The sequence below is a fragment of the Salinimonas profundi genome, from assembly GCF_014750655.1.
Lineage (GTDB): Bacteria > Pseudomonadota > Gammaproteobacteria > Enterobacterales > Alteromonadaceae > Alteromonas > Alteromonas profundi_A.
Window position 1 is genome coordinate 344825 of record NZ_JABBXD010000002.1, and the last position, 14711, is coordinate 359535.

The 14711-nt window shown below is 48.4% G+C and carries 14 protein-coding genes and 2 tRNA genes; 6 read left to right on the forward strand and 10 right to left on the reverse strand.

All coding sequences use genetic code 11. The features are described 5' to 3' along the window. Positions 1–39: 39 nt before the first annotated feature. The 5 genes from tyrR to pspA form a co-directional block, all read right to left on the reverse strand. Positions 40–1596 carry a transcriptional regulator TyrR gene (gene tyrR, locus HHX48_RS05960; RefSeq protein WP_191023173.1) on the reverse strand — a complete coding sequence of 519 codons (1557 nt, stop codon included), beginning with the start codon at positions 1594–1596 and terminating at the stop codon, positions 40–42. 79 nt (positions 1597–1675) lie between these two features. Next, positions 1676–2485 carry a phenylalanine 4-monooxygenase gene (gene phhA, locus HHX48_RS05965; RefSeq protein ID WP_191023175.1) on the reverse strand — a complete coding sequence of 270 codons (810 nt, stop codon included), beginning with the start codon at positions 2483–2485 and terminating at the stop codon, positions 1676–1678. 214 nt (positions 2486–2699) lie between these two features. After that, positions 2700–3158 (reverse strand): envelope stress response membrane protein PspC, encoded by a 459-nt coding sequence (pspC, locus tag HHX48_RS05970; RefSeq protein ID WP_191023177.1) that lies wholly within the window; start codon positions 3156–3158, stop codon positions 2700–2702. Next, positions 3155–3394 carry an envelope stress response membrane protein PspB gene (gene pspB, locus HHX48_RS05975; protein WP_191023179.1) on the reverse strand — a complete coding sequence of 80 codons (240 nt, stop codon included), beginning with the start codon at positions 3392–3394 and terminating at the stop codon, positions 3155–3157. The genes pspC and pspB overlap by 4 nt, the downstream gene beginning before the upstream one ends. A gap of 87 nt (positions 3395–3481) precedes the next feature. Then, positions 3482–4156, reverse strand: coding sequence for a phage shock protein PspA (gene pspA, locus HHX48_RS05980; protein ID WP_191023181.1), 675 nt, complete (start codon positions 4154–4156; stop codon positions 3482–3484). Positions 4157–4355: 199 nt separating this feature from the next. On the opposite strand from pspA, the gene pspF reads away from it, so the two are divergent. From pspF to HHX48_RS06010, 6 genes are read left to right on the forward strand one after another with little or no spacing between them, the layout of a single operon-like run. Further along, positions 4356–5471: a phage shock protein operon transcriptional activator gene (pspF, locus tag HHX48_RS05985; protein ID WP_191023183.1), complete on the forward strand. Its 1116-nt coding sequence runs from the start codon at positions 4356–4358 to the stop codon at positions 5469–5471. 11 nt (positions 5472–5482) lie between these two features. Then, on the forward strand, positions 5483–7102 hold the full coding sequence (gene sapA, locus HHX48_RS05990; RefSeq protein ID WP_191023185.1) for an ABC transporter substrate-binding protein SapA: 1620 nt from the start codon (positions 5483–5485) through the stop codon (positions 7100–7102). Further along, a complete protein-coding gene (locus HHX48_RS05995; RefSeq protein ID WP_191023187.1) occupies positions 7099–8127 on the forward strand; it encodes an ABC transporter permease in 1029 nt (342 codons plus the stop codon). Before sapA ends, HHX48_RS05995 begins: the two co-directional genes overlap by 4 nt. Further along, entirely contained in the window at positions 8114–9007 is an 894-nt protein-coding gene (locus HHX48_RS06000; RefSeq protein ID WP_191023189.1) for an ABC transporter permease subunit, read from the forward strand. The genes HHX48_RS05995 and HHX48_RS06000 overlap by 14 nt, the downstream gene beginning before the upstream one ends. Next, positions 9007–10002: an oligopeptide/dipeptide ABC transporter ATP-binding protein gene (locus HHX48_RS06005; protein WP_191023191.1), complete on the forward strand. Its 996-nt coding sequence runs from the start codon at positions 9007–9009 to the stop codon at positions 10000–10002. Before HHX48_RS06000 ends, HHX48_RS06005 begins: the two co-directional genes overlap by 1 nt. Further along, positions 9999–10805: an ATP-binding cassette domain-containing protein gene (locus tag HHX48_RS06010; protein ID WP_191023193.1), complete on the forward strand. Its 807-nt coding sequence runs from the start codon at positions 9999–10001 to the stop codon at positions 10803–10805. The genes HHX48_RS06005 and HHX48_RS06010 overlap by 4 nt, the downstream gene beginning before the upstream one ends. Here the strand turns inward: HHX48_RS06010 and HHX48_RS06015 are convergent. The 5 genes from HHX48_RS06015 to HHX48_RS06035 all read right to left on the reverse strand — a co-directional run bounded on the left by HHX48_RS06015 (position 10802) and on the right by HHX48_RS06035 (position 14711). Then, positions 10802–11932 carry a sodium ion-translocating decarboxylase subunit beta gene (locus HHX48_RS06015; RefSeq protein WP_191023195.1) on the reverse strand — a complete coding sequence of 377 codons (1131 nt, stop codon included), beginning with the start codon at positions 11930–11932 and terminating at the stop codon, positions 10802–10804. The two genes, HHX48_RS06010 and HHX48_RS06015, sit on opposite strands and share 4 nt — an antisense overlap. A 5-nt stretch (positions 11933–11937) precedes the next feature. Further along, positions 11938–13746 carry a sodium-extruding oxaloacetate decarboxylase subunit alpha gene (oadA, locus tag HHX48_RS06020; RefSeq protein ID WP_191023197.1) on the reverse strand — a complete coding sequence of 603 codons (1809 nt, stop codon included), beginning with the start codon at positions 13744–13746 and terminating at the stop codon, positions 11938–11940. After that, positions 13743–14027, reverse strand: a complete 285-nt coding sequence (locus HHX48_RS06025; protein WP_191023199.1) for an OadG family protein — start codon at positions 14025–14027, stop codon at positions 13743–13745. The genes oadA and HHX48_RS06025 overlap by 4 nt, the downstream gene beginning before the upstream one ends. A gap of 484 nt (positions 14028–14511) precedes the next feature. Continuing rightward, positions 14512–14588 (reverse strand) — tRNA-Arg (locus tag HHX48_RS06030). Between the two features lie 46 nt (positions 14589–14634). After that, a tRNA-Arg gene (locus HHX48_RS06035) sits at positions 14635–14711 on the reverse strand.

A 14711-nucleotide genomic window follows, 5' to 3' on the forward strand; every position in this document is an offset into this window, starting at 1 on the left:
AGGGGCTATGAGCGTATCGCTATCCTTACAGCCATGTAATTATAACTTTACAGTGGCTTTGTTTATGCCATATTCACGCAATTTATTCGCGATTGCGGTATGACTCAGGCCCAGCTTTTTGGCTAGCTGCCTGGTGCTTGGGTATGAAGGATAAAGACGCTTTAATAAATCCCGTTCAAACTTCTTCACTTCCTCATCCAGCGTACCATCGAAGTTTTCATCTATGTACGTGGTACTCGGCGCACAACTTGGCAGCTGAATATCTTCTTTGGTTATTTCTTTGCCATCGAGGAGACTCAATGCGCGGTATAATGCATTTTGAAGCTGCCTGACATTTCCCGGCCAGGGGTAATGCTGTAAATATTCTACGCACGACTTACTGAGCTTCGCCGGGCGTCTGCCCAACTTGCCACTGTGCTGTACAATAAATGATTCAGCCAGAGGAACAATATCCTGCTTTCTTTCTTTAAGGGAGGGCATGACCAGTGCCAGGACATTCAGACGATAATACAGCTCTTTTCTGAAAAGCCCCTCTTCGACCAACTGACCAAGATCACGGCATGTGGTGCAAATAAACCGAACATCAATTTTGACGGGTTTATCGTCTCCTACCCGACGAAATTCGCCATGTTCCATCACGCGCAGTAACTTAGCCTGAAGCTGCGTAGACATGTCAGCGATTTCATCCAGCAACAGTGTGCCGCCCGCAGCCAGCTCGAACAGACCAGGCTTGCCTTCGGGCTGATTGAACGCCCCCGCAGCATAACCAAACAGTTCGGTCTCCGCCACGCTGTCAGGTAAGGATGCGCAATTTAATGCCAGAAACTCACCTTCATTGCGTCGACTGGCCTGATGACACGCCCGTGCAATCATCTCCTTTCCTGTGCCGGTCTCACCAAATATTAAAATAGGTGCATCCAGGTCAGCGACCTTGCGGGCCTCTTTCACGGTTTTGTGCATGACCGTGGATTGCGTAATAAACTTATCAAAGCTGTCGGTTTGTTGCTGATGAAACGCCGTAAACTGCTGGCCCAACCGCATTTCTGATTTCAAAAGCACGACCGCACCGGCGATGATAGTCCCGTCTTCGCCATCCGGCACAATAATGGGCAACATATCTGCAAGATAATCCTGCTGTATAAACTGCACTTTTGAAGAGGCTGGCTGTATTGATGTGGATTCGAGCCAACGGTGAAAATTAAAACCTTTCACCCACTCTGCAACATCCTCACCTTTTATGGTGTCAGCGGACATTTCCAGCCCGGCAGTCACGGCTTCGTTGCACATCAGGATCTGCCCACGAGTGTCTATTGAGAACACGGGGTCAGGGAGGGTCTGTAAAATTGCCGATAACTGATTACGCTCACGCTCTGCAGGCATGAATGGGGTGGTCTTTACGTCATCAATTCCATCAATACGACGAATTTTTGGCATAAGATGCTGAAAGTCGGCAAATTCTATATTCGGAAAATTGAGAAAAATCTTACCGCCGACATCTATTTCGATCCCACGAAGGTCTATCTCGTGTGCGACCAGGATGTCCAGAACATCCTGGGTGATTCCCAGTCTGTCCTGACAACTGATTTCTAAACGCATACATCACTCTACTGTAAAGTATTTTTTACAGAATATCACAAACTCGTAACAAGTGAAGTATTTTCTATAATATCGGCGCCTAGTTTTGTCCGCTTGCCTTCTTCTCCTTTGGCGGAAATAATGGCTCAAAAAGCCCCAGCTCTTTAGCCTTTGCAACCAGCGCCATCAGATCCATCTCTGACAGTGTGAATAAGTCATCAAACTGTTCAAGAATGTAGTAAAGCGGTTGCATAATGTCGATACGATACGGGGTTCGTAAGGCATCAATCGGATCAAGCGGCTTACGAACCGGCGTATCACTTTCCAGCGCATACACAGTTTCGCCCGGCGATGACAATATTCCACCACCGTAAATACGAAGCCCTTCTGCGGTATTTACCAGACCAAATTCAACGGTAAACCAATACAGACGTGCCAGATAAACCCTGTCTTCTTTACTGGCGTTTAGTCCCAGCTTGCCATAGGTATGGGTAAACTGCGCGAACGCCGGATTTGTCAGAAGCGGGCAGTGACCGAATACCTCGTGAAAAATATCCGGCTCCTGTAAATAGTCAAACTCTTCACGGGTGCGAATGAACGTAGCGACAGGAAATTGTTTGTTGGCCAGTAGCCTGAAAAATTCAGAAAAGTTGATTAATGCCGGAACCTCAGCAGTCTGCCAGCCGGTGGCCTTTTTAAGCTTTTTATTCAGCTCGGGTAACTGAGGGATACTATCGCTACTCAGACCAAGAAGATCCAGACCTTCGTGATACTGGTCACACGCGCGGTTTTGAATCAGGTCAATTTGTCGGTTGAAAAGCTCAGACCACACCTGGTTCTCTTCATCTGTCCAGTGAATGATGCCGTTGCTATCAGATACTTTAGATTTGTACTGCGTATCTTTTGACATAATAGGACCCCTGTTTAGTGCAATTAATAAATTGACCTCAAGTCTATCGAAAAATTGGTAAGTAAGAAGATTTGAACCGATGATGAAAAGCGCATGAAGCGTAACACTTTATTTACATCTCAATGACAGAGCGCGGCCGACGCTATTCTCACGTAATTCAGGACAAACAAAAAAGGCAGGGGTCACCCTGCCTTTCTTCTATTATCAGATTAATCTATAACCGGTTAATCTCACGATTAAGCTGAAATTCGCGCGATGTCACATATTTTTCCATATGACGCAGCCGCTTTTCACTTTCATCGAACCGCTGCGCAATGTTACTTAACGCGCGCTTGGGAGAGACACCCGCCTGCCATACCTTGCTCTTAACTTCGAACTGCTCATCAATGTCTTTTTTCGTGTTGTTACTGTTACGCCATCCTTTGCCCGTATTCTGATCAAAGATGTGAGCGGTGTTATCAGCGTGCACTTGATCAAGCGGTTTTTTCTCCAGAATAAACCAACATACGATGTAACCAACGAACATAAATGGACCAGCTAAAAGAAAGAATGCAGTCACCACCAGAATTCTGACTAACCAGCGCTCCAGTCCGAAATAGTTGGCGATACCGGCACAAACACCCGCTATACGCGCATTTTCAGTGTCTCGATACAACTGTCTGTTCATTCTCATGCGCGGTTTCTCCACTCAGGGGCCTCACTATCCAGAATTGCTTCCAGTGTTTTGACCCGGTCTGACATCGCTTCTGCCTTTTCGGCCAATTCATGCAGTGATGCGTGCTCTTCCTGACTCAACCCCTGATTGATACGACGCTTACTGCGATAGTGAAGAATCAGCCAGATAGGCGCGATGAAAATGATAAATAAAATAATTGGTGCCACGAGCAACCCGAGGATAGCTTCATCCATTATAATTACCTCCGACTAAAAGTTGTTGCTCACTAATCCTGCCAGCCTGATACCTGTGAGCTCGGTATCAGACTCCGGCAGTCGGCTTTACTCAGCCGGCTTATCTTTATTATTCATTTTAGCCTTTAATTTGGCTAATTCTTCATCAATTTTATCATCAGCTTCAAGTTCAGCAAATTCATCATTCAATGTTTTCTTGCCAAGATCGTAAGCGTCTACCTGAGACTCCAGGTCATCGATCTTACGTTCATACTGCTCAAAGCGTCCCATTGCTGCATCGACCTTACTGCTATCAAGGGTGCGTTTAACTTCCAACCGAGAGCTGGCTGTTTTCTGACGCATGATAATCGTTTTCTGACGCGCTTTGGCATCCGCCAGCTTTTCCTGCAGCTGTCCGATCTCTTCCTGAAGCTTGCTGATTTGTTCATCAACAACACTTAATTCCTTGTTCAGCGCATCCGCAGCTTCGGCTGACTTTTTCTTTTCCTGCAATGCCGCACGGGCTAAGTCATCGCGATCCTTACTTAACGCCAACTCAGCTTTTGCTTCCCAGTCGGCGGCATCGCTTTTATACTTACTGATCTGAGCGGTAATTTCTTTTTTACTCGCCAGTGTTTTAGCAGAAGCTGAACGTACTTCTACCAGTGTGTCTTCCATTTCCTGGATGATCAGGCGAACCATTTTTTCAGGATCTTCTGCCTTATCCAGTAGTGCATTAATGTTTGAGTTCACTATATCGGTGAAACGCGTGAAGATACCCATATTCAATACCTCAGACTCAAGTTAAAAAACGTGCACTGTGGCACATGCTGATAAGTACTATTCAATTTGCTTGCCACTTCGCAATGCTACATAAGCCCATGAAAAAATGAAGTTTTTTCATATTAAAATAAATTCGTATCCACTCAACTTTTAATTTACACTAGTTATTGGTCGAAATGACTAACTTTTGAGGGAATAGATGAGTAGATTTCGCCAGCAAGATAATTTGTTAGGTCAGGCTAACAGCTTTCTGGAAGTCTTAGAGCAGATTTCGCAAATTGCACCGCTGAACAAACCGGTTTTAATTATTGGTGAACGAGGCACAGGTAAAGAACTTGTCGCTGCTCGTCTGCATTTTTTATCGCAGCGCTGGGACCAAAACTATGTAAAACTGAATTGTGCCGCCCTTAATGAGAACCTGCTTGAGAGCGAACTGTTCGGATACGAGGCTGGCGCATTCACCGGTGCTGCAAAACGACGTGAAGGACGCTTTGAAATCGCGCATAACGGCACACTGTTTCTGGATGAGTTAGCTAATACCTCCGGGCTGGTGCAGGAAAAGCTGTTGCGGGTAATTGAATATGGTGAGTTCGAACGTGTCGGCGGTAGTAAAACAGTAAAAACTGATGTGCGCCTGGTCGCCGCAACCAATGAAGACCTTCCCTCGCTGGCCGAAGCCGGCGAATTCAGAGCCGATTTGCTTGACCGTCTGGCATTTGACGTTATCACAATTCCTCCCTTAAGAGAGCGTCCTGAAGACATTCTCATGCTGGCAGAACACTTTGCTATTAATATGGCGCGGGAAATGGAAATGGAGTTATTCAGCGGGTTTACTGAAAAGGCGCGCCGCACGCTGCTGGACTATGACTGGCCAGGCAACATTCGTGAGCTTAAAAACGTGGTTGAACGCGCAGTGTACAGGTGTAACAACCCTCATCTGCCGGTTCACGAAATCGTGTTAGATCCTTTTGCTTCCGCCTACCGTCCTAAAGGCAGGGTAAAAACCCAGGATCGCATCAGCGCCCCGGCCGGTGTTTCAAATTCGGCACCACCAGAGCATGCGACAGAGCAGGCGCAACCCGCCCCGCAGCCACCAGCTGCCGCCGTCACATTACCCAGTGAGCCTGACTATCCGATCGATCTGAAAGAACGTTCATCTGAATATGAAATCGAAATGATTAAGCAGGCTTTAGCCGATAGTCAGTTCAATCAAAAGAAAACGGCTGAAAAGCTAAGTCTTACCTATCATCAACTGCGAGGTTATCTAAAGAAATACAATCTGTTAGACTCTTCTCAAGAAAGCCTTGAAGCTTAGTGATCATAACCATGACGCGCACCGCCACGATCCTGCTCTGCCTGTTCGCCCTGGCCGCTGTCAGTGCATGCAGTAAAAAAGATACGGACAAATTCTACCAATCCGGTATTTTATATTGTTCTGAAAGTGCGCCTGTCAATTTCAATCCGCAACTGGACACCTCAGCAACCACTTCTGATGCCACTGCACATCAGGTTTATGACCGCCTTTTAGATTTTGACGCCGAAACCGGCCGTATTGTGCCCAGTCTTGCCAGCAGCTGGCGGGTCTCTGACGATGGCCTTACTTACACATTCCAGCTTCGAAAGGACGTCGCCTTTCACAGCACGGCCTATTTTACGCCCAGCCGAACGTTTAATGCAGACGATGTGCTTTTCAGTATTAATCGCTGGCGGCAGCCTGATCATCCGTTCCATGAAATATCCGGTGGTCGCTACCCATACTTCGAAAGTTTGGGTATTGCTGAAAACATCGAAACCGTGAACCGAATCAACGGCTACCGGGTGGAGATCCTGCTGAAAGAACGTGACAGCTCATTTCTGGCAAATCTGGCGACTGACTTTTCCGTTATACTTTCTAAAGAGTATGCAGATACGCTGATCAACCGGGGAGAGCCTGAGCGTATAGACCATTATCCCATCGGCACCGGCCCTTACAAGTTCGAAAGCTACCGAAAAGACCATTATATCCGGTACCGGGCCCACGAATCCTTTTGGCAGAATAAGAAATCAACCGACCGGCTTATCTATGATATTACGCCCAAAAGCTCATTGCGTCTGGCTAAGCTAATGACGGGCGAATGCGATGCGATTGCATTTCCGGCGCAGACTGAGCTGGATATTATCCGCAATCGTCCGGATCTGGAACTTTCCGAAAAGCCTGGTCTGAATGTCGGTTTCTGGGCTTTCAACACGCAGCGCCCGCCATTTGATAATCCCGATTTTCGCCAGGCGCTGGCGCACGCTATCGACAAAAATACGCTGCTTGAAGCGGTGTATTTTGACAGTGCCTCCAGAGCCAAAAGTCTGCTGCCTGTGGCCAGCTGGGCGTATCAGAATGACGCAGAAGATACCGCGTACAACCCGGTTCTGGCAAAACGTCTGCTTGATAAAGCGGGCATAGAGCCAGGCTTTACCATGACTATCTGGGCTATGCCTATCGAGCGTGCGTACAACCCTAACGCGGCTAAGATGGCTGAGCTCATCCAGCGTTACTTAAGTGATGTAGGCATCAACGTCAATATTGTTACCTATGACTGGACAACTTTCCGCCGCCATCTGCGCGAAGGACTCCATGACTCTGTATTAATAGGCTGGTCTGCAGATAACGGTGACCCGGATAACTTTTATCGGCCTCTTTTGAGTTGTGGCGCGATTCCATCGGGTACAAACCGGGCAATGTGGTGTAACGAACGCTATGATGAACTGCTGAATCAGGCACTGGAAACCGAGGATCTGGCTAAACGAAAGGCGATTTACATGCAGGTTAACGCACTTTTAAATAAAGAATTACCCATCGTGCCCATCGCGCACGCGTTTCGTTATCAGGCTTATCGTAAAGAGCTCAAGGGCATGCAGATTAACCCTTACGGAAGTATTCGATTCGGCGGGGTAACCAAAGAACTGCCATGAGAATTTTAGGTCGCTTCGGTATACTTTTTTCCTTAACACTGCTGGTACTGGCGATATTTTCATTTGCCCTGGCCTACCTGTTTCCCGGTGATGTCCTGACCAACCTCACCGGCATTATTCCTCAAAATGACGCCCATCGCGAATTGCTCATTCAAAAGCACCGGCTGGATGAGGCTTACTTTTTTCAGTTTGTTCATTACTTATCTGAAATGCTGCAGGGCAACTGGGGCTACAGCTTTGTTTCCGGGTTGTCATTAAAAGAAGAGATTGGCCTGGCACTGCCTGCCACCATCGAACTGGCTTTCTATGCGATGTTCATCGCCATTGTAATTGGTTTGCCGGTGGGTTGTTATGCGGGCCTGAAAAGCTATACGGCGGCCGATTACTCAATCAACTCAGTATCAATGGTCGGCTATTCTTTTCCGGTGTTCTGGTTGGCGCTGTTGTTTATTCTGCTGTTCAGTCTTGAATTGAATATTGCACCGTTATCAGGCCGGATAAGTCTGCTGTTTGATGTGCCGGACAAGACAGGGTTTATACTTATTGATATTCTGCTGGCTGACAATATTGATACCAGCCTGGCACTCAGGGATGCCTTTCATCATTTATTGTTACCCACGCTTGCCTTAAGCGTTATTTCAACAGCGTCGATGATACGAATGACACGGCGCTCTGTTATTGATGTACTTAACCGCCCCTATATTACTGCGGCACGGTCCAGAGGGCTGTCCCGCTGGCAAACCTTTTCGCGGCATATTTTAAGAAATGCGCTATTACCGGTATTGCCATTACTGGCTATTCAGATTACGTCGCTAATCACCAATGCAATGATTGTAGAAACACTGTTTTCCTGGCCGGGCATTGGCAGTTGGCTGATTCAGGCTATTTACCAGCGTGACTACCCGGCATTGCGGGTTGGTATGCTCGCGGTTGCAACCGTTGTTATTATGCTGACAATCACGATTGATTTGTTTAACCGTTTAATCGATCCAAGCAGGGACAAATACGAACGTGCCACAGTTTAGTCTCTACGAAGAAGAGTATCACCCGTCTCCGCTGCAGCGTACCTGGCGGGAGTTTACCTCCAGCCACATCGCTGTGCTGGGGCTATTTGTGCTTGCTATCTTTTTGATATTTGCCCTCTTCGCGCCATTGATAGCCCCATTCAACCCGGTTGAGCAAAATATTGATTCGCTGCTTATACCGCCAAGCTGGGAAACCAACGGTACCATCGCGCATTTGTTTGGCACAGATGCGCTGGGTCGCGACGTCTTCTCGCGAATCATTTATGGCTGCAGGGTGACCTTTGGCAGCAGCATTTTACTGGTGATTATTGCCATGCTGATTGGCGTATCTATCGGGACGTTCGCTGGCATGATGAGCGGTGTCCGTTCCAGTGTCATGAACCATTTGTTGGATGCGTTGATGGCCATCCCAACGCTGTTAATTGCCATTATTATCGTCGCCATTTTAGGCACCGGTCTGGTCAACAGTATGTGGGCCATCACACTGGCACTGATCCCACAGTTTATCCATTACACCCGCTCTTTCGTGCGCAGTGAAATGAAAAAAGAATACGTACTGGCGTCGAAACTTGATGGGGCTAATGCATGGCAATTATTCAGACACTCTATTTTGCCAAACATGATTGAGATGCTCGTGGTTCAGGGTTCGCTGGCACTATCTATTGCGGTTATTGATGTTTCAGCGCTAGGCTTTTTGAATCTTGGCGCACAGCCGCCCCTTCCGGAGCTCGGTGCTATACTGGCGGACGGATTGGATGTCGCCTATCTGGCACCATGGAACGTTGGGTTACCCGGGTTGTCAATATTTCTGATGGTGCTGGCCATCAATATTGTTGGCGATGGCTTACGTTCAGCACTCAGAAAAAGGGTCAGTCACTAATGCCAATGCTCGATATCAAAAACCTGACACTGGAAATTGAAACCGCCGGTACCCGGGTAAAAGCGCTGGATAAGGTGAATCTGACTATTAATAGTGGCGAAATCCGGGCGTTGGTAGGAGAGTCTGGTTCAGGAAAAAGCCTTATCGTGTCGGCCATCTCCGGCGCACTCCCCCAGAAGTTTCATCTGACCGCGGATCGTATGAGCTGGAAGGGCAAAAGTCTGTTAAGTATGCCGACCGAAGAACGTCGCCAGCTTATGCGCCGGGATATCGCGGTGGTCTTTCAGAACCCCGGCAGTGCTCTTGATCCGTCCGCTACGCTGGGTGAGCAGCTGGAGGAAAGTATTCCTGATGAACTGGTAGAGGGAAAGTGGTTCTGGCAACGGCGTCAGTCCAGACGCAAATCAGCGATATCAACGGTTCACAAGGTGGGCATTAAACATCACAGACACTATCTGAGTGCCTACCCTCACCAAATACCGACAGATATCAGCCAGAAGTTTATGCTGGCGATGGCACTGATTTCTCAGCCAAAATTACTGATTGCCGATGATCCGACCCGGGGTATGGAAACCACCACCAAAACCCAGGTGTTAAAGCTGCTCACACGGCTGAATCAGACAAAGTCCTTGTCCATTTTGTTTATCAGCCACGATTTGCTGGCAATCTCCAGCATGTGTCATTCTATGACCGTGCTCTATTGTGGTCAGACGGTAGAATCCGGCAGAATGAAAATGCTCAGAAAGCGGCCACTGCACCCTTATACCAAAGCGCTGTTAGACAGCGCACCCAGCTTTCAGAACGATTTGCCGCCTAAAAGCCTGCTTCCGACACTGGATGGTACCATTCCTTCACTAAAGCATGTTCCTATCGGCTGTCGTCTTGGCCCGAGGTGCCCGCGTGCACAGCGTGACTGTGTTATTACGCCGGCAGTACGTCGTATCCACGACCATACGTACAGTTGTCACTTCCCGCTGCATATGGAAAAACTATGAACCAGCTAATGCATGTCAGCAAACTGGTATTCCGGCATGATCAGAACAAGCGCTGGCTGAAAAAACCGGAAGTCTTCCAGCTGGGCCCCATCGATCTGACTGTCAACAAGGGCGAGACGATCGCCATCATCGGTGAGAACCGGGCAGGGAAGTCGTTACTGGCGAAGATGCTGGTTGGCGCTGTGGCGGCAGACGAAGGAGAAATATCCCTTAGTAGCGTGAGATACAACGCCGCCAAACGACGCTCTACGCGCTCATACAATGCCAGTAATGATATTCGCATGATCTTCCAGCACAGCACAGAGGCAATGAATCCTGGCATCACTGTGGGAATGATTTTGGATGAACCTTTGCGTCTGAACACACGAATGACTGAAAAAGAACGTCGCGCCAGAATTGAAGAAACACTCATTAAGGTCGGTTTGCTGCGCGACCATGTTTATTTTTACCGGCACATGCTCTCTGATGGTCAGCAACAACGTGTGGCGCTGGCTCGAGCTCTGGTACTGCAACCGAAAATTTTAGTCGCTGACGAGCCGTTCGCTGCGCTGGATCCCTCCATTCGCTCACAAACGGTTAATCAGATCCTGACATTACAAAGAGAGCTGGGACTATCGTTTATCTTTATTACCCACAATTTAGGTGTCGTCAGGCACATTGCGGATAAGGTGATTGTCATGAAGAATGGTCGGATCGTTGAGTCAGGAAAAACCGAGACCATCTTCAGATGGCCTCAGCATAGTATGACGAAAAAGCTGATTCTGGCGTATCAATCGCTAGTACCGCAGCAAAAAATTACCTAACCGACCAGCGCGAGCAATACCCCCGCTGCTACCGCAGATCCTAATACACCGGCGACATTGGGCCCCATGGCATGCATCAGCAAAAAGTTATGCGGATTTGCCTGAAGTCCTACTTTGTTTACCACACGCGCAGCCATAGGCACGGCAGATACACCTGCTGCGCCTATCAGCGGATTGATAGTGCCACCTGATAGTCGGCTCATCAGCTTAGCCATGAGCACACCGGTGGCAGTACCAATAGCAAATGCCACCGCTCCCAGCCCAAGAATCCCCAATGTCTCTACCGTAAGGAACTTGTCAGCTGAAAGCTTTGAGCCCACCGCGAGGCCCAAAAAGATGGTGGTTGTGTTGATGAGTTCGTTCTGCGTTGTTTTACTCAACCGCTCAACAACACCGCACTCTTTCATCAGATTACCGAAACAAAACATACCTACCAATGGCGTAGCCGAAGGCAAAAACAGAATGGTCAGAATCAGCACTGCCAGAGGAAAAATAATCTTCTCTCGCTGGGACACCGGTCTGAGTTGTGCCATCTTTATCTGCCGCTCTTCTTTTGTAGTAAGCGCCTTCATGATCGGCGGCTGGATAATAGGAACCAGTGCCATGTAAGAATACGCTGCTACCGCTATGGCCCCCAGTAAATCCGGCGACAGCCGTGAGGCAAGAAATATCGCGGTAGGCCCATCGGCACCACCGATAATGGCAATGGCGCTTGCATCTTTAAGACTAAATTCAAACCCGGGAATCAGGTTTAATGCTATGGCCCCGAACAGTGTGGCAAATATTCCGAACTGCGCCGCGGCACCCAGTAATAACATACGGGGATTGGCGATAAGCGCACCAAAGTCTGTCATTGCCCCCACGCCCATAAAGATAAGCAGCGGAAACACTCCGGTCTCTATGCCTACTTCATAAATGTAGTAAAGCAATCCGCCCGGCTCAGAAAAGCCAGCCAGCGGTATGTTTGTCAGCAGTGCGCCAAACCCGATTGGAATTAACAGAAGCGGCTCGAACTTTTTCACAATTGCCAGATACAGCAATAAAAGTCCGACGCCCATCATGATTAACTGCTGATAATGAAAATGGGCCAGCGCTGTGCTGTCCCATAAAATACTGAATTTTTCCATGGTACCTACAGCTCAATTAATGGTTGACCACTGGAAACTGCGTCGCCTTCTTTCGCCAGCACCCGGCTCACTGTCCCGTCAAACGCGCTGCGAATTTCCGTCTCCATCTTCATTGCTTCCAGAATCATTACCACATCGCCGTCTGCAATTTCATCGCCTTCAGAAACCAGCACTTTGAACACATTCCCGGATAACGGCGACTCGATGGTCTGTCCGCTGGCGCTGGCCTCTGCTGTGTCTTTCTCTGGTGCGGCCTGTTTGGCTTTGGCCGGCTGAACATCGGTCAGTTCACCGGATGCGGCCACTTCAACGTGATAAACCTTACCATCTACAGAAACATCATAGCTGGCAGAGCTATCTTGATCTGGCGCACGCCCGGCAGTGTCAGCGGAAGATGATGTCGCATTTTGCTGCTCATCACTCTCTGTGGAGGGCGCTGGTTCGAAGGCATCCGGATTTCCCCGGTTTTGCAAAAATTTAAGCCCTATCTGCGGGAACAGCGCGTAAGTCAGCACATCATCCACCTTTGCATCGGCAAGCGTGAAAGACTTAGCATTAGAAAGCTCCTCCAACTCGCTGGTCAGGCTTTCCATTTCCGGTTTCAGGTTATCAGCAGGACGGCAGATCACCGGCTCATCACCATCCAGTACACGTTGCTGTAGTTCCTCGTTGACCGGCGCGGCGGTGGCGCCGTATTCCCCACGCAATACCCCGGCGGTTTCTTTGGTAATACTTTTGTATCGCTCGCCGGTAAGAACATTGAGTACAGACTGCGTGCCGACAATTTGAGAAGTGGGCGTAACCAGAGGAATGAATCCGAGATCTTCTCTGACTCTGGGAATTTCCTTTAACACCTCGTCAAACTTGTCTTGGGCGCCCTGCTCCTTAAGCTGATTTTCCATATTGGTCAGCATACCGCCAGGCACCTGCGCGAGTAAAATTCGCGCATCCACCCCCTTCAGGCTACCTTCGAAACGTGAGTATTTTTTCCTGACCTCACGAAAGTAACTGGCGATATTTTCCAGTTCAGGCAATGACAGGCCAGTGTCACGCTCTGTCCCCTCTACCGCCGAAACAATTGACTCTGTTGCGGTATGGCCGTAGGTCATGCTCATTGAAGAGATAGCGGTATCCAGCATATCGATTCCGGCATCGATGGCTTTTTGATAAGTGGCGGTAGAAAGCCCGGTCGTCGCATGACATTGCATTGCAATAGGCACATTGACCGTTTCTTTAAGACCTTTAATCAGCTTCTCACACTCATAGGGATTTAGCAGCCCGGCCATATCTTTAATACAGATAGAGTCAACGCCCATATCTTGCAGATCTTTTGCCATTTTCAACCAGGTATCCAGGGTGTGGACCGGGCTCACTGTATAAGCAATAGTGCCCTGTGCATGTGCACCACAATCAATCGCAGATTTAACGGCCGTTTCCAGATTACGCACGTCGTTCATCGCATCAAAAATTCTGAAAACATCCACCCCATTTTCATGAGCGCGTTCAACAAACTTTTTCACAACATCGTCGGCATAATGGCGATATCCCAACAGATTTTGGCCGCGTAAAAGCATCTGCTGACGTGTTTTGGGCATGGCTTTTTTCAGCGCCCGGATACGTTCCCAGGGATCTTCGCCAAGATAACGGATGCAAGCATCGAATGTGGCGCCACCCCACGATTCCACAGACCAAAAGCCAGCATTGTCCAGCTCTTCAGCGATAGGCAACATATCATCCAAACGCATTCTTGTTGCCAGCAGTGACTGGTGGGCATCTCGTAAAACGAGCTCTGTTAACGCTAATGGTTTACTCATGCATGCTCCTGCTGTTTTGTTTTAGTCTGTCGATGTTGATGAATAGCTGCGCTGATGGCAGCGATAGTTTGCGGTGCCACGCCTTCTGATGATTGTTGTTCTACTTTTTTCTTGCCTGATGCCGAAGCCACGGGTTCCGGGGCGCCGGGGAAACGCCGGCACGTGATTTCGATCAGCTTGATTCCGCCAATCAAGAGTGCCAGAAACGCAAATACGAATCCCATGCCTACCAGCATCAGGGTGCCCGCTTCGTTCAACTGTCCTGCTATTTCAGAGTTCATTGCTTTCCCGATTTGTGAGCGTGAGAATTAAGTATCATGAATATACAAAAATAACAAATGGGCACTTATTCAAAATACATGATTATGTCGCCTATATTCGCTATCGTGTTTCTAATTGCAGCAATATGTCAGGGCTTGCAAGGCATTACTCGCTACGGGATAAAGTAATGTCCAACATCTATAGTGGGTATCACTGATATCAATAGCATGAAAACGGCTACGTTTTAGCCAATGCACTTTCAAGTGCGCAAATTCAGATACTTAACGATGTGAGAATGACTACGGAATCTCTTGCTGAGCTGTTCACCGCAATGAGATTGGAAAGGCTCCAAGTGTCCCAAATGAAGCTGTATTGCAGGAAGGCTTGAACGGCGAACTGGTAAGAACGGCAATATTCAGCCAGCCTTCGCAATAACCAGCATCGTGAAAGGAAGTGTAAATTCGACACAAACAAAAAAGCCCACCGATTGGTGGGCTTTCGATATGGCGCGTGTGGAAGGATTCGAACCTCCGACCGCCTGGTTCGTAGCCAGGTACTCTATCCAGCTGAGCTACACACGCGTAAAACGTAAACTTATGAGACTTCATAAGACGACAAATTGTTAAGTGGCGCGTGTGGAAGGATTCGAACCTCCGACCGCCTGGTTCGTAGCCAGGTACTCTATCCAGCTGAGCTACACACGC

What these genes read in the sequence shown, in the direction of transcription:
- tyrR (WP_191023173.1), bottom strand. Translation starts at nt 1,596, where the DNA reads ATGCGTTTAGAAATCAGTTGTCAGGACAGACTGGGAATCACCCAGGAT.
- phhA (WP_191023175.1), bottom strand. Translation starts at nt 2,485, where the DNA reads ATGTCAAAAGATACGCAGTACAAATCTAAAGTATCTGATAGCAACGGC.
- pspC (WP_191023177.1), bottom strand. Translation starts at nt 3,158, where the DNA reads ATGAGAATGAACAGACAGTTGTATCGAGACACTGAAAATGCGCGTATA.
- pspB (WP_191023179.1), bottom strand. Translation starts at nt 3,394, where the DNA reads ATGGATGAAGCTATCCTCGGGTTGCTCGTGGCACCAATTATTTTATTT.
- pspA (WP_191023181.1), bottom strand. Translation starts at nt 4,156, where the DNA reads ATGGGTATCTTCACGCGTTTCACCGATATAGTGAACTCAAACATTAAT.
- pspF (WP_191023183.1), top strand. Translation starts at nt 4,356, where the DNA reads ATGAGTAGATTTCGCCAGCAAGATAATTTGTTAGGTCAGGCTAACAGC.
- sapA (WP_191023185.1), top strand. Translation starts at nt 5,483, where the DNA reads ATGACGCGCACCGCCACGATCCTGCTCTGCCTGTTCGCCCTGGCCGCT.
- HHX48_RS05995 (WP_191023187.1), top strand. Translation starts at nt 7,099, where the DNA reads ATGAGAATTTTAGGTCGCTTCGGTATACTTTTTTCCTTAACACTGCTG.
- HHX48_RS06005 (WP_191023191.1), top strand. Translation starts at nt 9,007, where the DNA reads ATGCCAATGCTCGATATCAAAAACCTGACACTGGAAATTGAAACCGCC.
- HHX48_RS06010 (WP_191023193.1), top strand. Translation starts at nt 9,999, where the DNA reads ATGAACCAGCTAATGCATGTCAGCAAACTGGTATTCCGGCATGATCAG.
- HHX48_RS06015 (WP_191023195.1), bottom strand. Translation starts at nt 11,932, where the DNA reads ATGGAAAAATTCAGTATTTTATGGGACAGCACAGCGCTGGCCCATTTT.
- oadA (WP_191023197.1), bottom strand. Translation starts at nt 13,746, where the DNA reads ATGAGTAAACCATTAGCGTTAACAGAGCTCGTTTTACGAGATGCCCAC.
- HHX48_RS06025 (WP_191023199.1), bottom strand. Translation starts at nt 14,027, where the DNA reads ATGAACTCTGAAATAGCAGGACAGTTGAACGAAGCGGGCACCCTGATG.